The organism is Tardiphaga sp. OK245 (genome assembly GCF_900108575.1).
GTDB classification, from domain to species: Bacteria; Pseudomonadota; Alphaproteobacteria; order Rhizobiales; family Xanthobacteraceae; genus Tardiphaga; species Tardiphaga robiniae.
Map to the genome: position 1 here is coordinate 104,254 of NZ_FNWZ01000007.1, position 24,554 is coordinate 128,807.

Sequence of the window (24,554 nt, forward strand, 5' to 3'; positions counted from 1 at the left end):
GATGGTTGTTACTTCTAGAATACACGCTTACTGGCTCACCGGCTTGTCCGACAGATCCCAGTCGGTGCCGTTGAATGTGCCCACATAGAGCGCCTTGATGGTGGTGTAGTCGGTCGGCGTGAAGCCATAGGTGATACCCGGCAGGAACACCGGTGCGCGGTAGCCTTCCAGATTGGTGGCATGCTTGAGCACGTTCTCGCGGGTGAGATCGTCGCCGCAGCGGCGCAGGATCTCCGCCATGGTCACGCCCTGCGAGTAGCCCTGAAACGCGATGGTGTTGTCGGGATCGACATTCGGCAGATACTTCTTGCGCAGCTCCTGAAAGGCGATCACGTCCGGATCGTCCTTCCACTTCTCGCTGCCGACTTCCTTGGTGTAGGTCATCGCGACGATGCCCTTGGCATTCTCGGCGCCGGCGGCGTTGATGATCGAGCGGCCGCTTGATGTCGATACCAAGAGATGCAGCGGCTTCCAGCCGAGCTCCGCGACCTTGCGGATCGACTGCGACGTCGCCTTGCCGGTAGAGATGTTAAAGAAAGTGTCGGCGCCCGATTTCGCCAGATTGATCAGTTGGGAATCGATGGTCGGATCGGTGAGGTCATAGGACGCCTCGGCGATCACCTTCGCGGAGCCGCCCGCTTCGGCCAGAATCTCCTTGAACGAATTCATGAAGTCCTTTCCGAACTCGTCGTTCTGGTAGAGGATCGCGACCTTGGCATTCGGCTTGGCCTGCATCAGGTAGCGCGCGATGATCCGGCCCTCGGTCGAATAGATCGGCAGGCCCGGCGTAGTCCATTTGAACTCTTTCGGGTTGTTCCAGCGCGACGCGCCGGTGTTGAGCAGGAGCTGCGGGATCTTCTTGCTGTTGAGAAACTTCTGCACCGCCGACTGCGGCGCAGTGCCCAGCGAGCCGAACAGCGCCAGCACCTCGTCCTGCTCCGCGAGCCGGCGGGTGGCCTCGACGGCCTTCGGCGCGCTGTAGGCATCGTCCAGCGACATGAAATTGATCTTGCGGCCGTTGATGCCGCCCTTTTCGTTCAGCATCTGGAAATAGGCGGCCTGTGTCCGGCCGATCACGCCATACAGGGAACCGGCGCCGCTATAGGGGATGGTCTGACCGAGCTTGATCTCGGTATCGCTGGCACCGGGGTCGTATTTCTTGTCCGCCGCAGAGGCCGAATGGGCCAGTATCGAGACAACTGCAGCGAGTGTTGCGGTCCTGAAGACGGACCTGTGGCGAGAAGGCATCTGGTGTTTTCTCCCCGAGACCCGCTTGTGCGGGCGTGTTTTTGTGACCCGTCGCGGCGTTGATCGCGGCTGTACGGGCTTGCCCTTATCCTCTGCGGGCGCGACAGGCTTGGCAATCCCTCACAGGTTGCCTCATGTTTTCCGCGGGTTGGCTATCGACAGGTCTCCGCGCACCCAAACGTGACGAAATACGCACTGCGCCAAGAGCATCTAAACGTTTATTTAACCGGCTTTTTTCGGCCGGCGCCGCAGCGGTTGCAATGTCGGACAGTGTGGCCGTCCGGATACAGCCAATATGGCCCGACTCCCCTATTCTAACGGTTCAAATCTGAATTGGGGTCGACCATGAAACGTATTCTTCTTGCGAGCGCCGCGCTGCTCGGAACCGCTGTGAGCGCGCAGGCCGCCGACATGGCCGTCAAGGCCCCTTACTACAAGGCGCCGATTGTCGCCGTCTACAACTGGACCGGCTTCTACATCGGTGTGAACGCCGGCGTCGGCATCGGCCGCGACCGCGTCACCCACAGCTACACCGGCGACTCGCTGTATCTCACGCCGCAGGGCGGCTTCGGCGGCGGCCAGATCGGCTATAACTGGCAGGGCGACTCGCTGCTCGGCCCGATCGTTTACGGCTTCGAAGCCGACATCCAGGGTTCGGGCCTCACCGGCGGTGGCGCCAATGTGGTTGGCCCGCTGCAGACCGTCTACGGTCAGAAGTCGGATTGGTTCGGCACCGTTCGTGGCCGCGTCGGTCTCGCAACCGGTCCGGTCCTGAGCTACTTCACCGGCGGTTTCGCTTACGGCAACGTCAAGACCACGATCACCGAAGGCGCCGTGACGACGTTCTCGGACAGCCGCATGGCGACCGGCTGGACCATCGGCAGCGGCGTGGAAGCAGCGCTCGGCGGCAACTGGACCGGTAAGATCGAATATCTCTACCTGAACCTCGGCAACCGCTCTGACGCGTTCGCCACCCCCACCCAGCTCACCAACACCGAACTGCGTGAAAACCTGTTTCGCGTCGGTCTGAACTACCGCATCGGCGGCAACAGCGTTTACACCCCGGTCGCTGCGGCGAACTGGACCGGCTGGTATCTCGGCGGCAACATCGGCTCCGGCACCGGACGCGATCGCACCACACTTACCGGCGTCACCCCGGTTCCCGAGCAGTTCAACCTTGCTCCAGACGGCATCAACGGCGGTGCCCAGATCGGTTACAATTGGCAGGCATCGAACTGGGTTTACGGTCTTGAAACCGACATCCAGGCTTCCAGCCAGCGCGACAACAAGACTGCGGTTGCTCTCGGCCTCGTCAGCTACGATCAGAAGCTGCCCTGGTTCGGCACGGTTCGTGGCCGCCTCGGCTACTCGGTCGGTTCGACCCTGTTCTACGCCACCGGCGGTTACGCCTACGGCGGCGTGAAGACCAAGATCAACGCACTGGGCGTCGAAGTTGCCAACGCTTCGACCACCAAGAGTGGCTGGACCGCCGGCGCCGGCATCGAGACCCCCTTCAAGCTGCTCGGCCTGTTCGGACCGAACTGGACCTCGAAGACCGAATATCTCTATGTCGACCTCGGCTCGGCTTCGACCACGATCCTTCCGGGCGTCGTCAGCGAGAGCAAGGTTACCGAGCACATCTTCCGCACCGGCCTGAACTATCACTTCAACAGCCCGGTCGTTGCGAAGTACTGATCTCAGCGACATCCTCTAAAATCGAAAACCCCGGCCTCGCGGCCGGGGTTTTTGTTTGCGTCTTCAAGTAATGCTGTTTCGGAAAAATTAACCACGAGGGAGGCAATATCTAGGTACCGCAATTTCTGGTCGCGCGGCTACAGACAGCATCTAGTTACCGCTTCATAGTTCGACCAGAAATCTGAACTGGATCCCTTCATGAAAAGCCTCTGCCTCACTACCGCGACGCTGCTGTCCCTGACCGCCGGTGCGCAAGCCGCCGACATGGCCGTGAAGGCCCCCTACTACAAGGTGCCGGTAACAGCGGTTTATGACTGGACCGGCTTCTACATGGGCGTGAACGCGGGCTACGGCGTCGGCCGGGATCGGCTGCAAAACAACGACCCCATCACTCCCGGCTCGGCCACCTCGACCTATCTGCAGCCCGCTGGCGGATTCGGCGGCGGCCAGATCGGCTACAACTGGCAGACCGGCTCCATGTTCGGCCCGCTGGTCTACGGCGTCGAAGCGGACATCCAGGGCGGCGAGTTGAAGGACAGCTATCCGTTGCTGAACAACGGCGCCTTTCCGCTGGCGCCGCAGGACACCTACAGCCAGAAAATCGACTGGTTCGGCACGGTGCGCGGCCGCGTCGGTCTGGCAACGGGTCCGGTGCTCAGCTATGTGACCGGCGGCTATGCCTATGGCAACGTCACCACCACCACCACCTCCCTGGGCTTTCCTGCCCTGGCTACGAGCCGCGTCCAGGGCGGCTGGACCGTTGGCAGCGGCGTCGAGGCATCTCTCGGCGGCAACTGGACCGGCAAGATCGAGTACCTCTATCTCAACCTCGGCAACAAGACCGATCAGGTGATGGTGCTCGGCACGTTTCCGCAGACCACCACCACTGAACTGCGCGAGAATCTGTTTCGCGTCGGCCTGAACTATCGCATTGGCGGCAACAACAGCACCTATGTGCCAGCGCCCGCAGCGAACTGGACCGGCTGGTATCTCGGCGGCAATGTCGGCTCCGGCATCGGACGCGACCGCACCTCGGTCTCCAAAGCCGGTGACGGCCTTGGTGACTTACCTTCCTACGATGCTTTCAACCTCGCTCCCGATGGCATCAATGGCGGCGTACAGCTGGGTTACAACTGGCAGATGGCGAACTGGGTCTACGGTCTGGAAACCGACATCCAGGCCTCCAGCCAGCGCGACAACAAGACGGCCATTGGCCTCGGCGACGTCCCGTTCGACGCCAAGCTGCCCTGGTTTGGCACCGTACGCGGCCGTCTCGGCTACTCGGTCGGTTCGACGCTGTTCTATGCCACCGGCGGTTACGCCTATGGCGGCGTGAAGACCAAGGCCAGCGAAGACGGCGTCGTGCAGCTCAATGCATCGACCACGAGGAGCGGCTGGACCGCGGGCGCCGGCATCGAGACGCCTTTCACCCTCCTCGGCCTGTTCGGGCCGAACTGGACCTCGAAGACGGAATATCTCTATGTCGACCTTGGTTCGACCTCGAACCTGATCAACACCACGACCATCACGACCAACGTCTCCGAACACATCTTCCGCACCGGGCTGAACTATCACTTCAACAGCCCAGTCGTCGCGAAGTACTGATCACGGCGACATCGCCGAAACGCAAAACCCCGGCCTCGCGGCCGGGGTTTTTATTGGTATGACGCTTGGCGCTCACCGACGTTATTGCCCGGCTGTCATTGCAAGGAGCCCTTGCTGACCCCGACGGCGTTAAAGCCGACGCTTGATCGCGACGGCCACCAGTCCTGGCGCGGCAAGGCCGCGTTCCGTGCGAGACGAAACGTGTTCAAGATGAATGAGCGCCAGGCCGGCAGCTGCGATCAGGCCACGGAGATGATCTTCGCTCTGCGCATAACGCAAGCCCGCGCCGAGAGCGACACCTTCGCCGTCATGGGTCTCGGCCGTGAAGGCAAGCAGCCCGTCTGGAACCAGCACGCGCGTAGCTTCTCGCAAAACCGGCGCAAGGTCGTGCAGATAGATCAGCACGTCGGCTGCGATGACCAGCTCGACACTGCTATCTGACCGGCGGCACAAACCCTCGACGATCTCGGCCACTTCAAGCTCGGCGTAAAGCCCGGTGGCATGAGCGCGCTCGATCATGCGCGGCGACAGGTCGATGCCGATGATGGCGCCGGTGCAGGCGGCAAAAGCGCCGGCCGCCAGCCCGGTGCCGCAACCGAGATCGATGGCGCGGGGGAAGAGCATCGCCCTACCCGTCGCAGCGCACGCGGCACGCACGGCGCCCAACAGGACCGCTGGTCCGCGATAACCGAGCGTATCGACAAGAGCGGCGTCGAACTTGGGCGCGTATTGATCGAACAGCGCCGTCACATAGGTCGCCGGCATGGCCGAGAGATCGTCGGCGCCGAGCCGCATCAACCGCAGACCAGCACCGTTGCGATCACCGGGATCGCTGGCCTGCGCGCGGCGAAACGCGGCGATGGCGCCGGCGGTGTCACCCAGCTGCTCCCGGACCTCCCCGAGCACGAACCATGCGGTGGCAAAGCCCGGCGCCAGATCAGTGGCCTGCTCGAACAGATCGGCCGCCGCCTCCAGATCTCCCTGCACCTGCAGGTCGCGCGCATAGTCGAAACGCCGGTCGGCGTTCATATCGCCGGATGACATGAACAAGCGCGCGGGCATGGTGGGAACCGATCGGAGGGCGGGGCGTTCGCAGGATGACTCGAACCAACCCAAGGCGGACCTATATAACCGAGATGCGTCCGCAAGACATCCTTATCCCGGTTCCCGCCGGCCTTTGCTGCAAACCGGGCGGCTTCCATATCGACCCGGTCAGACCGGTCGAGCGCGCCGTGATCACCCACGGCCATTCTGACCATGCCCGCCCCGGCCATGGCGCAGTGCTGGCGACGCAAGAGACCCTCGATATGATGCGGCTGCGCTATGGCGATAATTTCGCCGGCAGCACGCAGGCGATCGCCTATGGCGAGACGGTCAAGCTCGGCGATGTCACGGTGTCCTGCCATCCGGCCGGGCATGTGCTGGGATCGGCGCAGATGGCGGTGACCTGCAAGGACATCTGCATTGTCGCCTCCGGCGACTACAAGGACGCCCATGATCCGACCTGCACGCCGTTCGAGGTTGTGCCCTGCGACGTGTTCATCACCGAAGCGACGTTCGGGCTTCCGGTGTTTCGCCACGACGATGCCGCCGACGAAATAAAGAAGCTGCTGGCCTCGGTCGCGCTGTTTCCGGAGCGTGCGCATCTGGTCGGCGCCTATTCGCTGGGAAAGGCACAGCGGGTCATCAAGCTGATCCGTCAGGCCGGTTATGATGCGCCGATCTATCTGCATGGCGCGATGGAGAAGATCACGCACTACTATCAGAGCCGCGGTATCGATCTTGGCGAATTACGCCCGGCGAAGGGCGTCAAGAAAATTGATCTCGCCGGCACCATCACGCTGGCGCCGCCATCAGCCACATCGGATGTGTGGACGCGGCGCTTTCCCGATCCAGTCACCGCCTTCGCGTCTGGCTGGATGCGCGTGCGTGCCCGTGCGCGGCAACGCGGCGTCGAACTGCCGCTGGTGATTTCGGATCACGCCGATTGGGATGGTTTGATCGCGACCATCGGCGCGACCGGCGCCGGCGAAATCTGGGTCACCCATGGCCAGGAAGACGCGCTGGTGCATTGGTGCCAGAGCCAAGGCCTGACCGCGCGGCCTCTTGCGCTGATCGGCTATGGCGACGAGGAGGAAGAGACACTTCCGCCTGGCGAAAGCGCCGAGGCATGAACCGCTTCGCCGAACTGCTCGATCGCCTGGCCTATGAACCCGGCCGCAACAACAAGCTGCGGCTGGTCACGGGCTATTTCCGCGAAGTGCCCGATCCCGACCGCGGCTACGCGCTGGCGGCACTGACAGGTGCGCTGTCGTTCAAGCATGCGAAAGCTGGATTGATCCGCGACCTCATCGCATCGCGAACTGATCCGGTGTTGTTTGAACTCTCTTATGACTATGTCGGCGATCTCTCGGAGACGGTTGCGCTGATGTGGCCGAAGGCTCAGGACATCGCGCACAACAACCCGCCACCACCGACACTCACCGAAGTCGTCACCACACTTCGCACGCTCGGCAAGGCTGAATTGCCCGCGCAACTGATGCGCTGGCTGGATGAACTCGACGAGACCGGGCGCTGGGCGCTGCTGAAGCTCGTCACCGGCGCGATGCGGATCGGCGTCTCCGCACGACTGGCCAAGACCGCTGCGGCAGCGCTCGGCGACAAGGATCCGCATGACGTCGAGCTGATCTGGCCCGGCCTCGCGCCGCCCTATGGCGAATTGTTCGCCTGGCTTGAAGGCCGCGCGGAGAAGCCGGTCAATCGCGATCCGGCGCCGTTCCGCCCGGTAATGCTCGCGCATGCCGTCGAAGATTCCGACTTCGCCAATCTCGACGCGTCCGATTTCGTCGCGGAGTGGAAATGGGATGGCATCCGGATTCAGGCGGTCAGCGGCAAAGGCGATGACGACAGGATCGTCACGCGGCTCTATTCGCGAACCGGCGAGGACATCACCGGAAGCTTCCCGGACCTGACGCCATCGCTGCGTTTGCCCGGCGCGATCGATGGCGAGTTGCTGGTCCTGCGCGAGGGACGCGTGCAGTCGTTCAACGTGCTGCAACAACGGCTGAACCGGAAAAGCGTGACGCCGAAGCTGATGAAGGAATATCCCATTCATCTGCGCGCCTATGACCTGCTTGGCGATGGCGAGACGGATTTGCGCGAACTGCCATTCGAACAGCGACGAACCAAACTGGAAAGATTCATCGCGGAGCTCGACGACGACAGGATCGATCTGTCCGACCAGATCCCGTTCGCAACATGGGATGCCCTCACCGCCGCGCGTGCCGATCCTGTCAGTGCCGGAGCCGGCGAAGATGCCGATGCCGTCGAAGGCGTGATGCTGAAGCGGCGCGATTCTGCCTATCTCCCGGGCCGACCGAAAGGCCAGTGGTGGAAGTGGAAGCGCGATCCGCATATCATCGACGCGGTGCTGATGTATGCGCAACGCGGCCACGGCAAGCGCTCGTCCTATTATTCGGATTACACCTTCGGCGTCTGGACCGCCGGCGAGAGCGGCGACCAGCTGGTGCCGGTCGGCAAGGCCTATTTCGGCTTCACCGACGAGGAACTGCTGCAAATCGACCGCTTCGTTCGCCGCAATACCACCGAGAAGTTCGGCCCGGTCCGCCACGTCACCCACGAACCTGACAAGGGGCTGGTGCTGGAAGTTGCCTTTGAAGGGCTGGCGCGCTCGCCCCGGCACAAGTCGGGGGTCGCAATGCGGTTTCCCCGCATCAGCCGGCTGCGCTGGGACAAGCTGCCACGTGAGGCCGACCGGCTGGAGACGCTGGAGCGCATGCTGAAGGCGGAAACCACAATTGCGCCGCCCGAGCCTGCGACGCCTTGACGGTCCATACTTGACGAACGAGCCGGGTTCCCCATTTGCGTGGGACCACCTATGATCAGCGCGCGATTTGCGCGCAGGAGACCATCATGCAGCCAAATGAGACCCGGGACTTGCCGGCCAACGATGACGGCCTGGCGCGCTTCCTCGGCGGTTCGCCGCTGGCGGTACTCGGCCGGCTGATCCTGCTGTCGATCCTGGTCGGCGTCGTTCTCGCCGCCATCGGCTTCGATCCGTGGAACATCGTCACCAGCATCCGCCGCCTGTTCCAGTGGGTCTATGACCTCGGCTTCGATGCCATCAATGGCCTCTGGCGCTACTTCCTGCTCGGCGCCGTGATCGTCGTGCCGATCTGGCTGATCATGCGGCTGTTCAGCGCGCCCCGCGGCCGCTGAGACGCGCATCATCCGCTTCAGGCTGCATTGATGTCGTCGGGATTGTCCGTAACCAACAGGCGCGTCTTTGCCATCGCCGGCCCGGCCATGCTGGCCAATCTGACGACGCCGCTGATCGGCATCGTCTCGACCGCGGCAATCGGCAGGCTTGGCGACCCGCACCTGCTCGGCGGTGTGGCTTTGGCCTCCGTGGCATTCGACTGCATTTTCTGGCTGTTCGGATTTCTGCGCATGGCGACGGTTGCCTTCACCGCACAGGCGCTTGGCGCCGGTGACCGGATCGAGGTGCGCGCGATCCTGCTGCGCGCGTTGATGCTCGGAGCGGCGATCGGGCTGACGCTGATTATCTTGCGGACACCGCTGGCGGCGCTGGTGTTCAGCATCATGGGCGGCAGCGACGCCGTCACATCCGCCGCACGCCAGTATTTCTTCATCCGACTCTGGTCCGCGCCGCTGATGCTCGGCAACTATGTCATTCTCGGCTGGCTGGTCGGCCAGGCGCGCACCGGGATCGCTCTGGCACTGCAGGTCGGCATCAATCTCGCCAATATGGCACTCACCTCCCTGCTGGTCCTGCAATTCGACTTTGGCGTCAGCGGTGCAGCACTGGCTACGGTGATCGCGGAAACCGCGGGCTTTCTCGCCGGCCTCATCGCCATGTGGAAAATCCTGGGCGGCCGCATCGATGTGCCGCGCGCGATCCTGTTCGACCGCATCCGGCTACTACGGTTGTTCGCAGTCAATCGCGACATCATGATCCGTACGGCAGCACTGATTGCTGCATTTCTCTTCTTCACGGCGCAGGGCGCCCGTGCAGGCGACCTGACCCTGGCTGCCAATGCAGTGCTCAACAACTTCGTCATGATCGGCTCGTTCTTCCTCGACGGCATCGCCACCGCCGCCGAGCAACTCTGCGGTCAGGGCACCGGCGCTCGCGACCGCAAGCAGTTTTCCCGGGCCGTAAAGCTCGTCCTGATCTGGAGCACGGCATTCGGCATCGCTGTCACGTTGCTATTCGTGCTGTTCGGCGGCGCGCTGATCGATTTCATCACCACCAGCCCCGAAGTTCGGCTCGCTGCGCGGAATTACATGCTGCTGGCAGCGCTGGCGCCCGCCTGTGGCGTCCTCGCTTACGCCTATGACGGCATCTATATCGGCGCATCGTGGGCGCGCGACATGCGCAACCTGATGCTGCTGGCGTTAGCGATTTACACCGCCGCATGGTTCGCACTGGCCAGCCTCGGCAATACCGGACTATGGCTCGCGTTTCTGGTGTTCATGCTGTCGCGCGGCGCTTTGCAAGCGCTGCGTCATCCGGCCCTGCTGCGACAGTCGTTTCCGCAGCAGGCCTGGCTTACGCCGGCCAGTCTTCCGCTGTGATCGTCGCCGCATCGGCGCCGACGATTTCCGACAGTGAATCACGGCCGGTGCGCAGCAGCGTCGAGGACAGGTCGGCCTTGATGCTGTCGACAAGGCCGACGCCTTTATAGACCAGCGCCGAATAGAGCTGGATCAGGCTCGCACCCGCGCGAATCTTGGTGAGCGCCGCACCTCCGCTGTCGATGCCGCCGGCGCCGATCAGCGGAAATGCACCTTCGACACGTACGAAGGTCTCTGCCACCATGCGGGTGGACAGCCTGAACAAGGGCCGCCCGGACAATCCGCCCTGCTCTTTCGAGCGTGCCTGTTCGCGCAAGGTCGAGGGACGGCCGATGGTGGTGTTCGCGACGATCATGCCATCAACGCCGCGCGAGCGCGCGACATGGACGACATCGTCGAGGTCGGCGAGGCTGAGATCGGGCGCGATCTTCAGCAACACCGGAGAATCTCCCGCATTCTTGCGAACGCGCTCACGCGCATCGATCACCCGCGCCAGCAGATCGTCGAGTTCGGCGGCCTGCTGCAGATTGCGCAGGCCCGGCGTGTTCGGCGATGACACGTTGACGGTGAAATAGCTCGCCACCGGCGCAAAGGTCTCGATCAGCCGCACATAATCCTGCGTGCGATCGGGCGAATCCTTGTTGGCACCGACATTGACACCGACGATACCGCCATTCTGCGCACGTGCAGCCAGCCGACGCAGCACGACCTCTGCACCGTCATTGTTGAAGCCGAGCCGGTTGATGACCGCTTCGTCACGCTCCAGCCGAAAGATGCGCGGGCGTGGGTTGCCGGATTGTGGCTTCGGCGTCACTGACCCGATCTCGGCAAAACCGAAGCCGAGACGGAGCAGCGCGTCCGGCACTTCGGCATTCTTGTCGAAGCCGGCGGCGATCCCCACCGGATTGGGGAAGTCCAGGCCGAATGCGCGGACTGCGAGTTTCGGATCGTCCGGCCGCGGGCGGGCGTAAGGCAGCATGCGCAACCCGCGGATCGCGAGGCGGTGCGCGTCTTCGGCATCGAGCATACGCAGCATCGGTAGAGAAAAGGCATCGAAAGCGCGGATCACGATTTGAGCTCCGGAATGTCGTGGTTGCCGTCGGAGCGCGCACGCAGATCCATGACGGCCGTGACGGCGCCGAGATCGAGTTCGCCGTAGAGATGCGGGAACAGATCGCCGCCGCGGGATGGCTCCCAGCGCAGGTCGTCACCGAGTGCGTCTGCGTCCACAGCGACCAGAAACAGGCCGGTCTGGCCGAAATAGTACTTCCGGAGCGTCTCGGGAAGCTGTGCCGCGGTCGAGAAGTGGATGAAGCCGTCCCGGGCATCGTCGGCGCTGCCGCGATAGGTGCCCTGGCGCTCGGCCTCGCGCCAGCTCGAGGCCGGACAGATTTTATAGATGGTGCGCAACCGCCCAGACTTCCAATTTGGTTGAATCAGCTGTTTTCGATGTGGTGTGGACGCCCAGTCGCGGGATTCGATGGCTGGAGCCGACAGTCGACCGTATCGGCGCCCCCCCTCCACTTCAAGGCTGCACATTTTTTTCAAATGCCTGTTGCGAAATCCGTGCATTCACGGCAATAATTCCTAGATTTCGCCACGATTCACCGCCCCGCAGAAATCCGGGCCAAGGGACCGAAACCGATGATGCTCTCGCACGCCCAGATCTGGAACGCACTCGACCGCCTCGCAGAGCGCAACGGCATGTCACCCTCCGGCCTTGCGAAGAAGGCGGGGCTCGACGCCACGACCTTCAACAAATCCAAGCGCATCACCAACGACGGCCGCGAACGCTGGCCGTCGACGGAGTCGGTCTCGAAGGCGCTGACCGCGACGGGCGTGACCATCGACAGCTTCGTCACGCTGATCGAAGGCACCAAGCGCATCGTGCAGTCGGTGCCGCTGCTCGGCTTCGCACAGGCCGGCCATGGCGGTTACTTCGACGACGCGGGTTTTCCCGCCGGCAGCAAGGGCTGGGACGAAGTGGGCCTGCCGTCGGTGAATGACGAGCACGCTTATGCGCTGAAGATCTCTGGCGACTCGATGAAGCCCGCTTATCGCGACGGCGACATCATCGTCGTCTCGCCGGAAGCGCAGATCCGCAAGGGCGACCGCGTCGTGGTCAAGACCAAGGACGGCGAGGTGATGGCGAAGGAATTGAAGCGCCGAACCACGAAGATCATCGAGCTGCAGTCGCTCAATCCGAACCATGTCGACCGCAGCTTTCCGGCCGCCGACATCGCCTGGATCGCGCGCATCGTCTGGGCGAGCCAGTAACCGAACACACTCTAGACTGGCGTCCGGCCACCGAATGATCTATGCGAGTTCCCTATCCGAAACTCGCAACCTTCGGTGGCGCCATGAAAACCAGAACAATCGTTGCCGGCGCGATAGCGCTGGCCCTCGTTAGCGCAGGTTCTCTCGCACATGCGAAGCCCATGACCTGCGCGGTCGTCACGACAAAGCAGATCGAAGCGCTATTCGACCGCTGGAATGCCTCGCTCGCAACGCTCGACCCCGCCAAGGTCACCGCCAATTACGCCTCGGACGCGGTGCTGCTGCCGACGGTGTCGAACACGCCGCGCACCGACAGCGCGTCGATCCAGAGCTACTTCGTGGATTTTCTGAAGAAGCACCCGCAAGGCAAGATCGACACGCGGACCGTAAAGATCGGCTGCAACATGGCATCCGACGTCGGCACCTACACCTTCACGCTGTCCGGCAAGTCCCCCAGCGATACGCAAATCGTCAAGGCCCGCTACAGCTATGTTTATGTCTACCGCGACAAGAAATGGCTGATCGCGCATCACCACTCGTCGGCAATGCCGGAACCTGTCACGCCCGCGGCAGCGACGGCAGCGCCGAAGTAGGCGTCAAGAAAAAGGCGCGCTCCGTCAGGAAGCGCGCCTTTGACGTTTCGCAAAGCGTGAGCCTCAGGCCGAGCGCGCCAGCGCGCCGTCGATCATGTTGATCGCATTCTGCACGCCATAGACCGCGACGAAGGACCCGAAGCGCGGGCCCTTCTCCTGGCCGAGCAGCACCTGGTACAGCATGTTGAACCAGTCGAGCGAGACGCCGGGCCGGCCATCCTTGGCAAGCTTCTTGTGATCAAGGAACGGCTCGCGGCGGCCGATCTCATAGACCGCGTTCTGGATGTCTTCCGGCGTGGCCTCCGCCGGCAGTTGCGAGAGCGCATCGCGCAGATCCTGCAGCGCCACGCGCTCGATATCGGTGGGCTCGCGGAACGTCTTGGTCGGCGCCACAAAGTCGCGATAGTAGTTGATGGCATAGCCGACCATCGCGTCGAGCCGCGGATGCGTCGCCGCGGAGACGCCCGGTCGATAACGCCGGATGAAGCCCCACAGGGTTTCGGCATTCTCGGCATTCGACGACGACACCAGCGTCAACAGGAGCTGGAACGTAACCGGCATATCCGCCACCGGCGGATCGCCGGCATGGATGTGCCAGGCCGGATTGGACAGCCGCTGCTTGCCGTCCTGCCTGGCGTAACCTTCGACGAACTGCTGATATTCGTCGACATTGCGCGGGATGACGTCGAAGAACAGCCGCTTGGCCGCCTTCGGCTCGCGATACATGAACAGTGACAGCGATTCCGGCGAGGCATAGCGCAGCCATTCGTCGATGGTCAGGCCGTTGCCCTTCGACTTCGAGATCTTGCCGCCCTTGTCGTCGAGGAAGAGCTCATAGTTGAAACCTTCCGGCGATGTCCCGCCGAGCGCCGCGCAGATCTTGCCCGACAGCTTTACGGAATCGATGAGATCCTTGCCGGCCATTTCATAGTCGATGCCGAGCGCCGCCCAGCGCATCGCCCAGTCGGCCTTCCACTGGCACTTCACATTGCCGCCGGTGACCGGCGTCGTGACTTCTTCGTTAGTGTCAGGATCGACATAGGTGACGGTGCCGGCAGCCACGTCGCGCCGGATCATCGGCACCTGCAACACGACGCCCGTCACCTTGCTGATCGGCAGGAACGGTGAATAGGTCGCACGGCGATCCGGGCCCAGGGTCGGCAGGATGATGTCCATGATCTTGTCATAGACTGCGAGCATCTTCAGCAGCGTCGCGTCGAACCGGCCGGATGTGTAGTAGTCGGTCGACGAAGCAAATTCGTAGTCGAAGCCGAACTGATCCAGGAAGACGCGCAGCCGTGCATTGTTGGCCGCGCCGAAGGAGGGATATTCGTTCGAGAACGGATCCGGCACCCGCGTCAGCGGCTTGCCGAGATGCGATGCCAGCATGTCCTTGTTCGGCACATTGTCCGGCACCTTGCGCAGACCGTCCATGTCGTCGGAGAAGGCAATCAGCCGGGTCTTGATCTTGTCCTCGGTGAGTACGCGAAAGGCATGGCGCACCATGGTCGTGCGCGCGACCTCGCCGAAAGTGCCGATATGCGGCAGGCCCGACGGACCGTAGCCGGTCTCGAACAGCACTTCGTCTTTCGGCGTTTTCTTCAGACGCGCCACCAGCGCCTTCGCCTGCTCGAACGGCCAGGCGTTGGAAGTCTCGGCGAGCGCGCGCAGCTCGCTCGGGCTCATGGTGGGGTCTAGCGTGGACATCGTGTTTTGGGCCTCCGGGCCGCGGAACCTAGCGGCTCCGCACCGAAATGCCAAACCGCGGGATGAGAAAATTCAGAACGGGCTGACCGAGAAATAACGCAGCCACAAATCGGTGTAGCGGCCTTTCTCCCAGACCCGGAACAAGGCCCAGTTCAGCGCCTGGCGCAGCGTGTCGTTGCCTTTGCGGACGGCTATGCCGATGCCCTCACCGAAAAAGCGGCTTTCGATGAAGGGGCCGCCGCTGAAGGCGCAACAATCGGCGGAATCGCTGCCATTGATCCAGAAGGCGAACGAGATCGCATCGCCGAAGATGAAATCGACCTCGCTGCGTTTCAGCGCCTGGCGTAGCGCATCGTCGCTTGGAAAAGGCACCAGCACCGCATCGGTGAACATCGCCTTCAGATAGGCCTCATGGGTCGAGCCCGCGATCACGCCGACCCTCTTGCCTTCGAGATATTCCGGGCGGATCTCCGGCATCACCGCATTCTTGCGGGCCACGAAGCGCGCCGGCGCACGGTAATAGGGATCGGTGAAATCGACGCGGGCGCGAATCTGCGGCGTCACCGCCATGGAGGCGATGATCGCGTCGCCCCGGTTGCTGGAAATGGCATCGAGCAACGTCTCGAAGCGGCGCATCTGTACGGTGCAAGTGACCTTGATCTCCTCGCAGAGAAGACGTGCGAGATCGACGTTGAAGCCCGCCGGATTGCCGTCGGGGCCGGTGAAGTTGAACGGCGGGTAGTCGGTCTCGGTCAGAAAGCGGATCACGGTGATGCGCGACAGGTCCGGCCGGTCCGGACGGCGACGCGGATCCCAGAAGCCCGGCACAGCCTGCGGACCGGGCTGGTTCACAGCCGGAGTCGACGTCTGTGCCGAGACGACCGTCACCGAAAACAACGACATCCACGCGCCCAGCAGCAGGCCAAGAGTCAGCTTGAGCGTCAGCGCAGTTGCGCGACACTTCTTCAGCGGTATTTGGTTGCTGGAATTAACCATCTGTGGTTGCATATAGGCGGGTCCGGATCGCGGTCTTATAGACCATCCGGCGCGAGACGCGAGTAGCGTTTGTGGTGTGAGGGCGTTGCATGGGGGTGCAGCAATCTTCCCGGGGTCATCGGCCGCGCGTTTCGCGCCAGCCGGCCGCCGCGCTACGCTCTCCTCCTCTGCCGATCGGCAGGATGACCTCCTTCCCCATGCCGGAGCGAGACGGGTCGGACCGGCGCGCGGAACCAGCCAGCGAACTCGACTGCCTGCGCGGCATACTCCCGGTCCCGCTTCTGCACGCCGCGGAGCGACGGAGTCGCGAGCTCAATCTCGGCGCCGATCAGATCCTGATCCAATGGGGCGTGATCACCGAAGAGACGTATGTCGCGCATCTGGCCCGCCACCTTGGCATCGGCTTCGACGATCTATCGACAGTCGGGCGCGCTCACTGCCCCCTGGCGAATGCCGATCTTCCGGAGATCGCAGAGTTCGGCATCCTGCCCCTCCAGCAGGATGACACACTCAACTGGATCGTCACGCCGCGCGCCTTTACGGCACGGCGGCTGATGCGTTTCTCCACCACATATCCATCACTTATCGCGCGCATTCGGCTGACCACGCGGCGTCACCTGCATCAATATCTGACCGAGCAGACCGGCGACGCGCTTTCGGATATCGCCGCCGAAGGCCTGCTGCAGACGCGACCTGCCATGTCGGCCAAGTCGATCATCGGTTGGCGCAGAGGATTGCAGCCAGCTATTCTGCTGCTGATATGCGCGGTTCTCGCGCTTCTGCATCCGGCGCTGATGATGGATCTGATCGGCGGCCTGGCGGCGATCTGGTTTCTCGCCTTTTCGCTTCTCAGGCTGACTTGCGTGCTGGTGCCGCCGCAGCCGGAGCAACGGTTTCCGCACTTGCGCGACGATCAACTGCCAATCTACTCGGTGGTCGTCGCGCTCTATCGCGAGGAAGCGTCCGTTCCGGGTCTGTTGCGATCCCTGCAAAGGCTCGACTATCCCCCCGAAAAACTCGATATCATTCTGGTGCTTGAGCCCGACGATCTGCGGACCCGCGCGGCGGTTGCCAGAGCCCGGCCGGGGCCGCAGGTTCAGGTCCTGTTCGCACAGGCGACGGGTCCGAAAACCAAGCCGAAGGCGCTGAATGTTGCACTTCCCTTCGTGCGCGGCAGCTTTCTGACCGTGTTCGATGCCGAAGACGATCCCGACCCCGGCCAATTGCGCGCCGCGCTCGGCATGTTTCGCCAGCATAACGACGACGTCGCCTGCGTTCAGGCCGGGCTGCATTTCGACAATCTGACGCACAGCCTGCTGTCACGCATGGCGGCAGTCGAATATGCCGGGCTGTTCGCGGTCTTCCTGCCCGGGCTGGTCGCATTGGGCATGCCACTGCCGCTTGGCGGCACCTCGAACCATTTCCGCACCGACACCTTGCGCGGCATCGGCGGCTGGGATGCCTATAACGTCACGGAAGATGCCGACCTCGGGATCCGCCTGGCGCGGCTGGGCTATCGCTCGGTGACCATTCCATCGGTCACGCTTGAGGAAGCACCGATCGCGTTCGGCGCGTGGCTGCGCCAACGCTCACGCTGGATGAAGGGCTGGATGCAGACCTGGGCCGTGCATATGCGCGATCCCCGAAAACTGTGGGACGAAGCCGGTGCGCGGGGATTCCTCGCACTCAACATCGTCTTCGGCGGCAATATCCTGACGTCGCTGGCTTTTACGGTGCTGGTCGTCAAACTTGTCGCCTGCCTGCTGCTTGCCGATAGCACCCTGCTGCTTGGCGACCGGCTGTCGTCACTGCACGCGCTGGCCATCGCCTGCGGCTTCATCGCGACCTGCATCCTGGGCCTCACCGGCCTGATGCGCCGCGGCCGTCTTCGCGACGGCTGGATCCTGGCCCTGACGCCGATTTATTGGGGATGTCTCTCGATCGCGACCTGGCGCGCGCTGTGGCAATTCTGGACCCGGCGCCATCACTGGGAAAAGACCGAGCACGGTCTCGTGCATCGGACCGGCACGATGGCAGCGAACCGCAGGCGACCTTAGAGATAGCGCTTGAGATCCGTGGCCGCTTCTTCCGGCTTGCGCTTGAGGTTGAACGGCGCGACGAAATTGCCGTCGCGGTCCATCAGATAGATCAGCGCGGTGTGATCCATCGTATAGTCACCGTCCTTGGTCGGCACCTTCTTGGCATAGACGCGGTAGCCGGAAATCACCTTCGCCACCGCATCAGGCGTACCGGTCAAACCCTTCAGATGCGGATCGAAGCTCGACAGATATTCCTTCATGATCGGTGCCGTATCGCGCTCGGGATCGACGGAGACGAAATAGGTATTGATACGATCGGCGTCCTTGCCCATCGCGCGCAGCACTTCCGACATTTCGAACAGCGAGGTCGGGCAGATGTCCGGACAATGGGTGAAGCCGAAGAAGACCAGCGTCGGCTTGCCCTTCAGGCTCTGCTCGGTGACGGTCTGGCCGGACTGATCGGTGAGCTGGAACGGACCGCCGATCGAGGCCGGTGCGGCGACATTGCGAAAACCACCCGTCAGCCACAACACGACCAGCAATCCCGCCGCGAGACTGCCGGCAAAGGCAGCAATGATCACCAGCGGCCGGGTGGTTCGATCAGTCATGGAATGTCCCCTGAATTACCCTTGGCAGCCGATCACATGCAGGCGGCGATGCCAGTCTTGATCATCTCGAAAAATACGGCCGTGCCGTAATGTGCCCACAGCCCGATGGCGCCCACCACAAGGAGCGCCACGAATGCCGCGGCCGATGCAACAATGACCGACGCAAGCCGTGACGGCCGCTCGGACGCGGGCATCGTGCTCTCGGGCGTCGATAAAGGCTGCACCATCAGACGATCTCAGAACGGCCAAGACCCGAGATCATTCAGGAGCCTGCCATCCAGGTTCCAGATAGGCTGAGATGACGGCGCGGGCAAGCGCTCCCGGCGCCGCAGGGCATCACGTCATGCTGATGGAATAAAACCCAGATCGGCCTTTAGCTTTTTGTTCTGACGCGTTTTCTTGACGCGAACCGGCATCCACTTCGCTCGAAAACGCTCTAGCGCGCGCTGGAGGCGTGGGCGTCCATGTAACAGGGCTTGTACATGCCCATCAGCTGGCGACCGCGCAGGAAGATCATCTGCGTCTTCAGTCCGCCGCGTTTGGAGATCCAGCGCCGGATCTGCGTCGGATACATCGAATACAACATCTGGGTGGCTTCCGGGTTGGTCACCGCGCGACCATTGGCGCCCATGTCCCAGGCCGCATGAAAGCCGAGATTGGCATTGGAGGTGACGCAGATCCGGTCACGCGGAACCGCGCCGAGCACGATCGTGCAGGCCGAGGCGCACAGGCCATCGATGATCACGGTTTCGCCGGAAGTGCGCAATCCCTGATATCTGTCGACATAGGTTCCGATCCGTCCGCCACGATCATCCGCGATCCGAACCACCGCGTGACTTGCCCCGACGCCCGCGAACAGCAAGACCGCCGCCAGCAAACCCGTAACGAACTTCATGTCCAGCCCCAAAACCTGTCGATCCCGAATCTGAGCGCCCTGGTGATGCAGGGCATCGTCAGCGTGTTGCCAGATCGTGGCTTTGTCCAGACGAGCATGACGCTTCCAATGCGATTCAAATCGAGTGTTGCGCGCGGGATGCACCTCGTTCCCTTGCGGTATCAATCTGAAACAGCGCCGCCCTTCGCGCGCAATTTCCGTTGACCAAAGTTCCCGTGCCGACTTCAATCTCCATTAACAAAATGGGGGAAACAGTATGGCCGTTGATGCGGATGTCATCGTCGTCGGCGGCGGACTCGCGGGCCTTGTCGCGGCTACGGAAATTGCCGACGCCGGCAAGCGCGTTGTCGTGGTCGATCAGGAAGGCGAGCAGAATCTCGGCGGCCAGGCGTTCTGGTCGTTCGGCGGTTTGTTCTTCGTCGACTCGCCGGAACAGCGGCGCCTTGGCATCAAAGACTCTTATGACCTTGCGATGCAGGACTGGCATGGCACGGCCGGCTTCGATCGCGATGAGGACCTCTGGCCACGGCGCTGGGCCGAAGCCTATGTCGCTTTCGCGGCCGGCGAGAAACGCGACTGGCTGCGCGCCATGGGCCACCGTGTGTTTCCCGTGGTCGGCTGGGCCGAGCGCGGCGGCTATGACGCGATGGGCCACGGCAATTCGGTTCCGCGCTTCCATGTCACCTGGGGCACCGGACCGGGCATCGTCGAACCGTTCGAGCGGCGTGCGCGCGAGGCACAGAAGAAGGGCCTGCTGAGTTTCAGGTTCCGCCACCGCGTCGATGCGCTCAGCGTGACCAACGGAACTGTCGATGGCGTCACCGGCGCGATCCTCGAACCGGCCAACACCGAGCGCGGCGAAAGCAGCTCGCGCGACGTGATCGGCGACTTCTCGTTGCGTGCGCAAGCCGTGATCGTCGCCTCCGGCGGCATCGGCGGCAATCATGATCTGGTGCGCCAGAACTGGCCGAAGCGCCTCGGCGAACCGCCGAAGCGCATGATCTCCGGCGTGCCCGCCCATGTCGACGGCCGCATGATGGGCATCACGGAAGCCGCCGGTGCGCGGCTGATCAATCGCGATCGCATGTGGCACTATGTCGAGGGCATCGAGAACTGGAATCCGATCTGGCCGAAACACGGCATCCGCATCCTGCCCGGCCCATCGTCGATGTGGTTCGACGCCACCGGCAAGCGGCTGCCGGCGCCGCTGTTTCCGGGCTCCGACACGCTCGGCCAACTGCAATATATCCAGTCCACCGGCTATGATTATTCATGGTTCGTGCTGACGCAGGCGATTATCAAGAAAGAATTTGCGCTCTCGGGCTCCGAGCAGAACCCGGACCTCACCGGCAAGAGCTGGCTGATGACCGCGCGCCGTGCCACCAACAAGGGCGCGCCGGCGCCGGTTGAAGCCTTCAAGGATCACGGCATCGACTTCGTGGTGCGCGACAATCTCGACGACCTCGTCAGCGCAATGAATGCACTGACCGGCGACAATCTGCTGAAGCTCGATGAGATCCGCATGCAGATCGAGGCGCGTGACCGCACCATGGCCAATCCCTACGTCAAGGATGCGCAGGTGATGAACATCCACAATGCGCGCAAATATATCGGCGACCGCCTGATCCGCACCGCGAAGCCGCATCGCATTCTCGATCCCGCGCAGGGCCCGCTGATCGCGGTGCGGCTCAACATCCTGACGCGCAAGACGCTGGGCGGTTTCGAGACTGACCTGGACTCGCGCGTATTCGGCAGCAACGGCCAGATCATGCCCGGCCTCTACGCGGTCGGCGAAGCCGCCGGCTTCGGCGGCGGCGGCATGCACGGCTATCGCTCGCTGGAAGGCACGTTTCTCGGCGGCTGTCTGTTCACAGGTCGGACGGCGGGACGATCGGCGGCGAAGGCGGTGGGGTGATCGCTTCGCCGGTCACAGCCATCCATTGCGCTTGAAGCGGGTATACAGGTAACCGCAGATCGCGGCGATGCCGCCCAGCACGACGTAATAGCCGTAAGCCCATTTCAGCTCCGGCATGTGTTCGAAATTCATGCCGTAGATTCCGGCAATCGCCGTCGGCACCGCCAAGATCGCCGCCCAGGCCGCAAGCCGGCGGGTAATCTCGGTCTGCTGCGACTGCCCTGACATCAAGCTGGCTTCAAAGGCAAAGGCCAGCACTTCGCGCAGCGAGTCGATATCTTCTTCGGCGCGTTTGACGTGATCCAGCACATCGCGGAACAGAGGTTTCATGTCATCGTCGATGAACAGAATATCGATATGTTCTAGGCGATGACAGACATCGACCAGCGGCCCGACCGCGCGACGCAGCCGCAGCAGCTCGCGGCGCAGCTTGTAGAGCCGCTCGAATTCGGCCCGCGTCAGCATGCGATGCAGGACGCCATCCTCGAGCTCGTCGATCTCGGACAAGATGGATTCGATGACAGGACGATAGTTGTCGACGATGAAATCGAGAATTGCGTAGAGGATGTAGTCTTCGCCGTGCGTCAGGTTGGTCGGGCAAGCCTCGCATCGCTCGCGGACAGACGCATAGGACGTCGAGGCGCCATGGCGCACGGACACGACGTAGCCTTTACCCAAGAAGATATGCGTCTCGCCGAAAGCAACAGTCTGATCGACCAGTTGCGCCGTTCGCGCGACGATGAAGAGCGCCTCGCCATATTGCTCGACCTTGGGGTGCTGATGCGACTTCAGCGCGTCCTCGATGGCGAGCGGATGCAGATCGAATTGCGCGCGCAGTTTCTCGAGCAGTTCAAGCGACGGTTCAAACAGTCCGATCCAGACGACATGGCCCGGCTTCTGCGCCCAGACGCCCGCCTCCTCGACGGGGATATCAGCAACACGGCGGCCATTGGCATAGACGCTGGAGGCGACAACACCGGGCACATTGCCGGCGGTTGCAGCTGAGAGGGGAAACGTCATGCAAGAACCTTGTGTTGTGCGAACAGCAACGGGCGCCTTTGAAGAACGGCGGGGATGCCAAACCGTTCAATCGCCATGCGGCACCGATCATCTGGAATGAATGAAGGGGCTGGAGCGGACGGAGGGAATCGAACCCTCGTATGCAGCTTGGGAAAACGATTCATTTACCGTCCCAACCTGCCCCTATCCTGTCTTAAACTATTGTATTTACGAGATAATGTGTATTTTGCTAGTCTGGAACACATACAGAACTTTGGATAGTCATTTTAGCTGCATTTGTATGATCGTTGTACGGAGCATTGATGTCTTACTCAAGGAAGTCGCGACGACTGATCCAGTCCGACGTAGACAGTGCGATCGCCTACAGCGCGAGTGAGGAGTGTCGCAGGCAAACGCTTGAACTGGGGGACACAAAAACAGTCGGACTTACGCTGCGGATCATCCCGGGAAAAGCAGTCTGGTACGTGCGCAGGAGGGAGACGACGCTGCGGCTCGGCGAAGCTCATTATCTTTCACTAGAGGACGCACGTTATTATGCCGAGCAGATTAGGCTTGCTGCGGACCGACAGGTCGACTTGAAGCAATTCGCGAAGGTTCTCATCAGTTTCGTCTCCAGCCCAGATTTGAAGCCCGATCAATTGCAAACGATTGTCGAGCACGGCATCGCGCAGCGCGAAAAAGCGAGGACGATTCCAGAGGCGCCCAATTGGACTTGGGCGACGCTAACCAACCGGTTTCTTCAGGAGAAGCTTCCGAAGCTAAAGGAGAAGTACCGCAAGGCCTATGAACATTACCTTCGTCTACCTGAATTCGGCACGATAAACGGAAAACTCGTATCCGAAATCAAACTTCGCGATCTAGAAAAGTTACGCGACGCGATCTTCCTTGCGCATGCTCCCTCCGCAGTCCATCGCGCTCTAACGCAATCAAAAAAGATGCTCAGCTGGGCGTGGCGCTTCCATGCGACCAGAGCGGGGCTAGATGACGTGCAACACGAATGGTGGCTTAGGTGGTCATTCGAGTACAAGACGCGCGCTCGAACACACGAGCCGACCCTGGACGAGATCGCTCGCACCCTGGCAATTGCGGAAACCTATACGCACCTTGCTGACGGCGAACATGACACTTATCCCGGCACACTAGGCGCGTTGTGGGGAGTAGCCCTGACGGGGCAACGAACAGGCGCATTCCTGCAGCTGCGAAACGATCGACTGTTCGACGCCGCGAAACTTCATAGGAAATTGCGTGGCTGGCAGATTGCGAACTGGACTGCTCAGGAGATGAAGGGTGGACGCGACGGCGGACGCCCACACTCTCTACCACTGCCGCCAGAAACTCTCCGGATACTGAATAAATTCCACAAGCAGGCTGGGGGCATCTCACCGTGGATGTTTCCGGCTCGGACGCCAGCTAAACACGTCACGCCTTCGGCCCTCACCTTGCTTATGCACAGGCTGCAGGGCCGCGTCTACGATCACACGGTGAAGCAGAAGCCCCCTCGCGGAGGAAAACCTGGTCCCAAGCCCCGTCCCAAGAAGCATAGGCCGAACCTATTTGAACATTTTGAAGTCCGGCCCTTTACGCTGCATGATTGCAGACGAACCTTGGCAACGTATCTAGACGACCGCAGGTTGGGAGGGGCGGCCACCGCTATCCTCGGGCACAAGAGCAGTACTTCGCGAATGGATGAGCGCGAGAAGCTCGCTCCCGTTACAGAGCAGCATTATAGCCGCTCGCAGAAGATCGATTTAAAGGCGGAAGGTATGGCGTTGTGGACAAAGGCCCTCATCGCTGCTTATGAGCGGGAGCGGCGTAAATTCGGAGAAGCAGTGGCCCTCGCCTTGCGGCATGAAGGTGAGGAACTTGTGATTGCGAAGTACTGACAGGCAGTAGAGCCCGTCGCCGAGCGGTCGCCCTTCTTTATCCTTCAGTTGGACCTGCTTTCGAAGCGAGGCAAATTGTTCGAAAAGGCTGAATAACTCGAATAGACGCCTGGTTCTGATAGCATGATTGTCGCGTTCTGCCGTCGCGCCATGCGGCCGCCGGCGATTAGTGCTGAGACGGTGATGAGGCTGCGATCCCGGAACGACAGTCCCGTTCGCTTCCAGACATCGCCGAACAGCAGTGTATCGGTGTAGTCCGCCAGAGCGAGCGCGAGCGCCTGCATGTCCGGCGGCGCCGCACGAGACTTATCCTGCGCGGAAACTGGCACTGCGGTCAGGCCGTGCGCCGCGAGCGATAATGCGATAATCTTCATCGCAGGTATCCCTTGCGTACGATCATCCCACCACCGGCATGCGGTCGAGAAGCTTGTCGAGCGTAATGGGATAGTCCCTC

22 protein-coding genes are annotated in these 24,554 nt (G+C 62.1%); 11 read left to right on the forward strand and 11 right to left on the reverse strand.

The features are described from left to right. Positions 1–27: 27 nt before the first annotated feature. Positions 28–1,248 (reverse strand): ABC transporter substrate-binding protein, encoded by a 1,221-nt coding sequence (locus tag BLW80_RS28130; RefSeq protein WP_093761714.1) that lies wholly within the window; start codon positions 1,246–1,248, stop codon positions 28–30. A gap of 345 nt (positions 1,249–1,593) precedes the next feature. On the opposite strand from BLW80_RS28130, the gene BLW80_RS28135 reads away from it, so the two are divergent. After that, entirely contained in the window at positions 1,594–2,943 is a 1,350-nt protein-coding gene (locus BLW80_RS28135; RefSeq protein ID WP_093761716.1) for an outer membrane protein, read from the forward strand. A gap of 198 nt (positions 2,944–3,141) precedes the next feature. After that, positions 3,142–4,548 carry an outer membrane protein gene (locus BLW80_RS28140; protein ID WP_093761718.1) on the forward strand — a complete coding sequence of 469 codons (1,407 nt, stop codon included), beginning with the start codon at positions 3,142–3,144 and terminating at the stop codon, positions 4,546–4,548. 129 nt (positions 4,549–4,677) lie between these two features. Here the strand turns inward: BLW80_RS28140 and BLW80_RS28145 are convergent, their stop codons facing one another. After that, the gene (locus BLW80_RS28145; RefSeq protein ID WP_093761720.1) at positions 4,678–5,610 is read right to left on the reverse strand and encodes a class I SAM-dependent methyltransferase; all 933 of its coding nucleotides are present in this window, start codon (positions 5,608–5,610) and stop codon (positions 4,678–4,680) included. Positions 5,611–5,684: 74 nt separating this feature from the next. Between BLW80_RS28145 and BLW80_RS28150 the strand changes: the two genes are divergently transcribed. The 4 genes from BLW80_RS28150 to BLW80_RS28165 all read left to right on the forward strand — a co-directional run bounded on the left by BLW80_RS28150 (position 5,685) and on the right by BLW80_RS28165 (position 10,167). Then, positions 5,685–6,722, forward strand: coding sequence for a ligase-associated DNA damage response exonuclease (locus BLW80_RS28150; protein WP_093761722.1), 1,038 nt, complete (start codon positions 5,685–5,687; stop codon positions 6,720–6,722). Beyond that, on the forward strand, positions 6,719–8,395 hold the full coding sequence (locus tag BLW80_RS28155; protein ID WP_093761724.1) for an ATP-dependent DNA ligase: 1,677 nt from the start codon (positions 6,719–6,721) through the stop codon (positions 8,393–8,395). Before BLW80_RS28150 ends, BLW80_RS28155 begins: the two co-directional genes overlap by 4 nt. Positions 8,396–8,481: 86 nt before the next feature. Next, positions 8,482–8,787 (forward strand): DUF6460 domain-containing protein, encoded by a 306-nt coding sequence (locus tag BLW80_RS28160; protein WP_093761830.1) that lies wholly within the window; start codon positions 8,482–8,484, stop codon positions 8,785–8,787. Between the two features lie 30 nt (positions 8,788–8,817). Further along, the gene (locus BLW80_RS28165) at positions 8,818–10,167 is read left to right on the forward strand and encodes an MATE family efflux transporter (RefSeq protein WP_093761726.1); all 1,350 of its coding nucleotides are present in this window, start codon (positions 8,818–8,820) and stop codon (positions 10,165–10,167) included. Here the strand turns inward: BLW80_RS28165 and BLW80_RS28170 are convergent. Further along, positions 10,142–11,236 carry a quinone-dependent dihydroorotate dehydrogenase gene (locus BLW80_RS28170; RefSeq protein WP_093761728.1) on the reverse strand — a complete coding sequence of 365 codons (1,095 nt, stop codon included), beginning with the start codon at positions 11,234–11,236 and terminating at the stop codon, positions 10,142–10,144. The two genes, BLW80_RS28165 and BLW80_RS28170, sit on opposite strands and share 26 nt — an antisense overlap. Then, on the reverse strand, positions 11,233–11,577 hold the full coding sequence (locus tag BLW80_RS28175) for a DUF952 domain-containing protein (RefSeq protein ID WP_170849835.1): 345 nt from the start codon (positions 11,575–11,577) through the stop codon (positions 11,233–11,235). Before BLW80_RS28175 ends, BLW80_RS28170 begins: the two co-directional genes overlap by 4 nt. Positions 11,578–11,814: 237 nt before the next feature. Here BLW80_RS28175 and BLW80_RS28180 point away from each other — a divergent pair, with 237 nt between their 5' ends. Next, on the forward strand, positions 11,815–12,444 hold the full coding sequence (locus BLW80_RS28180) for a S24 family peptidase (RefSeq protein WP_089266927.1): 630 nt from the start codon (positions 11,815–11,817) through the stop codon (positions 12,442–12,444). A gap of 83 nt (positions 12,445–12,527) precedes the next feature. Further along, on the forward strand, positions 12,528–13,037 hold the full coding sequence (locus BLW80_RS28185; RefSeq protein WP_093761832.1) for an SgcJ/EcaC family oxidoreductase: 510 nt from the start codon (positions 12,528–12,530) through the stop codon (positions 13,035–13,037). A gap of 63 nt (positions 13,038–13,100) precedes the next feature. On the opposite strand, the gene BLW80_RS28190 is transcribed toward BLW80_RS28185, so the two are convergent. Both BLW80_RS28190 and BLW80_RS28195 read right to left on the reverse strand, forming a co-directional pair. Continuing rightward, positions 13,101–14,744 (reverse strand): lysine--tRNA ligase, encoded by a 1,644-nt coding sequence (locus BLW80_RS28190; protein ID WP_093761730.1) that lies wholly within the window; start codon positions 14,742–14,744, stop codon positions 13,101–13,103. A 72-nt stretch (positions 14,745–14,816) separates the two neighbouring features. Next, on the reverse strand, positions 14,817–15,647 hold the full coding sequence (locus tag BLW80_RS28195) for an ABC transporter substrate-binding protein (RefSeq protein WP_502688642.1): 831 nt from the start codon (positions 15,645–15,647) through the stop codon (positions 14,817–14,819). Between the two features lie 275 nt (positions 15,648–15,922). Here BLW80_RS28195 and BLW80_RS28200 point away from each other — a divergent pair, with 275 nt between their 5' ends. Then, positions 15,923–17,797: a glycosyltransferase gene (locus tag BLW80_RS28200; RefSeq protein WP_170849836.1), complete on the forward strand. Its 1,875-nt coding sequence runs from the start codon at positions 15,923–15,925 to the stop codon at positions 17,795–17,797. On the opposite strand, the gene BLW80_RS28205 is transcribed toward BLW80_RS28200, so the two are convergent. The 3 genes from BLW80_RS28205 to BLW80_RS28215 all read right to left on the reverse strand — a co-directional run bounded on the left by BLW80_RS28205 (position 17,794) and on the right by BLW80_RS28215 (position 19,282). After that, complete coding sequence (locus BLW80_RS28205) at positions 17,794–18,387, reverse strand: SCO family protein (protein WP_089266787.1); 594 nt, start codon at positions 18,385–18,387, stop codon at positions 17,794–17,796. The genes BLW80_RS28200 and BLW80_RS28205 overlap by 4 nt on opposite strands. 32 nt (positions 18,388–18,419) lie before the next feature. Continuing rightward, a complete protein-coding gene (locus BLW80_RS28210; protein WP_244528478.1) occupies positions 18,420–18,581 on the reverse strand; it encodes a hypothetical protein in 162 nt (53 codons plus the stop codon). Positions 18,582–18,823: 242 nt separating this feature from the next. After that, a complete protein-coding gene (locus BLW80_RS28215; RefSeq protein WP_089266785.1) occupies positions 18,824–19,282 on the reverse strand; it encodes a Clp protease/crotonase-like domain-containing protein in 459 nt (152 codons plus the stop codon). A gap of 256 nt (positions 19,283–19,538) precedes the next feature. On the opposite strand from BLW80_RS28215, the gene BLW80_RS28220 reads away from it, so the two are divergent. Continuing rightward, positions 19,539–21,197 carry an FAD-binding dehydrogenase gene (locus BLW80_RS28220; RefSeq protein ID WP_093761736.1) on the forward strand — a complete coding sequence of 553 codons (1,659 nt, stop codon included), beginning with the start codon at positions 19,539–19,541 and terminating at the stop codon, positions 21,195–21,197. A gap of 12 nt (positions 21,198–21,209) precedes the next feature. Here BLW80_RS28220 and corA read toward each other — a convergent pair whose 3' ends face one another. Continuing rightward, a complete protein-coding gene (gene corA / locus BLW80_RS28225) occupies positions 21,210–22,217 on the reverse strand; it encodes a magnesium/cobalt transporter CorA (protein WP_089266783.1) in 1,008 nt (335 codons plus the stop codon). A gap of 302 nt (positions 22,218–22,519) precedes the next feature. Here corA and BLW80_RS28230 point away from each other — a divergent pair, with 302 nt between their 5' ends. Beyond that, complete coding sequence (locus BLW80_RS28230; protein WP_093761738.1) at positions 22,520–24,100, forward strand: tyrosine-type recombinase/integrase; 1,581 nt, start codon at positions 22,520–22,522, stop codon at positions 24,098–24,100. A gap of 44 nt (positions 24,101–24,144) precedes the next feature. Here the strand turns inward: BLW80_RS28230 and BLW80_RS30650 are convergent, their stop codons facing one another. Next, positions 24,145–24,474 (reverse strand): carboxymuconolactone decarboxylase family protein, encoded by a 330-nt coding sequence (locus BLW80_RS30650; protein ID WP_093761740.1) that lies wholly within the window; start codon positions 24,472–24,474, stop codon positions 24,145–24,147. Between the last annotated feature and the right edge of the window lie 80 nt (positions 24,475–24,554).

Excerpts from the sequence above, each read along its gene's own strand:
- BLW80_RS28165 (WP_093761726.1), top strand. The coding sequence starts at position 8,818 with ATGTCGTCGGGATTGTCCGTAACCAACAGGCGCGTCTTTGCCATCGCC.
- BLW80_RS28140 (WP_093761718.1), top strand. The coding sequence starts at position 3,142 with ATGAAAAGCCTCTGCCTCACTACCGCGACGCTGCTGTCCCTGACCGCC.
- BLW80_RS28215 (WP_089266785.1), bottom strand. The coding sequence starts at position 19,282 with ATGAAGTTCGTTACGGGTTTGCTGGCGGCGGTCTTGCTGTTCGCGGGC.
- BLW80_RS28180 (WP_089266927.1), top strand. The coding sequence starts at position 11,815 with ATGCTCTCGCACGCCCAGATCTGGAACGCACTCGACCGCCTCGCAGAG.
- BLW80_RS28190 (WP_093761730.1), bottom strand. The coding sequence starts at position 14,744 with ATGTCCACGCTAGACCCCACCATGAGCCCGAGCGAGCTGCGCGCGCTC.
- corA (WP_089266783.1), bottom strand. The coding sequence starts at position 22,217 with ATGACGTTTCCCCTCTCAGCTGCAACCGCCGGCAATGTGCCCGGTGTT.
- BLW80_RS28155 (WP_093761724.1), top strand. The coding sequence starts at position 6,719 with ATGAACCGCTTCGCCGAACTGCTCGATCGCCTGGCCTATGAACCCGGC.
- BLW80_RS28185 (WP_093761832.1), top strand. The coding sequence starts at position 12,528 with ATGAAAACCAGAACAATCGTTGCCGGCGCGATAGCGCTGGCCCTCGTT.
- BLW80_RS28220 (WP_093761736.1), top strand. The coding sequence starts at position 19,539 with ATGGCCGTTGATGCGGATGTCATCGTCGTCGGCGGCGGACTCGCGGGC.
- BLW80_RS28130 (WP_093761714.1), bottom strand. The coding sequence starts at position 1,248 with ATGCCTTCTCGCCACAGGTCCGTCTTCAGGACCGCAACACTCGCTGCA.
- BLW80_RS28145 (WP_093761720.1), bottom strand. The coding sequence starts at position 5,610 with ATGCCCGCGCGCTTGTTCATGTCATCCGGCGATATGAACGCCGACCGG.
- BLW80_RS28150 (WP_093761722.1), top strand. The coding sequence starts at position 5,685 with ATGCGTCCGCAAGACATCCTTATCCCGGTTCCCGCCGGCCTTTGCTGC.
- BLW80_RS28210 (WP_244528478.1), bottom strand. The coding sequence starts at position 18,581 with ATGCCCGCGTCCGAGCGGCCGTCACGGCTTGCGTCGGTCATTGTTGCA.
- BLW80_RS30650 (WP_093761740.1), bottom strand. The coding sequence starts at position 24,474 with ATGAAGATTATCGCATTATCGCTCGCGGCGCACGGCCTGACCGCAGTG.
- BLW80_RS28205 (WP_089266787.1), bottom strand. The coding sequence starts at position 18,387 with ATGACTGATCGAACCACCCGGCCGCTGGTGATCATTGCTGCCTTTGCC.
- BLW80_RS28200 (WP_170849836.1), top strand. The coding sequence starts at position 15,923 with ATGACCTCCTTCCCCATGCCGGAGCGAGACGGGTCGGACCGGCGCGCG.
- BLW80_RS28230 (WP_093761738.1), top strand. The coding sequence starts at position 22,520 with ATGTCTTACTCAAGGAAGTCGCGACGACTGATCCAGTCCGACGTAGAC.
- BLW80_RS28195 (WP_502688642.1), bottom strand. The coding sequence starts at position 15,647 with ATGTCGTTGTTTTCGGTGACGGTCGTCTCGGCACAGACGTCGACTCCG.
- BLW80_RS28135 (WP_093761716.1), top strand. The coding sequence starts at position 1,594 with ATGAAACGTATTCTTCTTGCGAGCGCCGCGCTGCTCGGAACCGCTGTG.
- BLW80_RS28160 (WP_093761830.1), top strand. The coding sequence starts at position 8,482 with ATGCAGCCAAATGAGACCCGGGACTTGCCGGCCAACGATGACGGCCTG.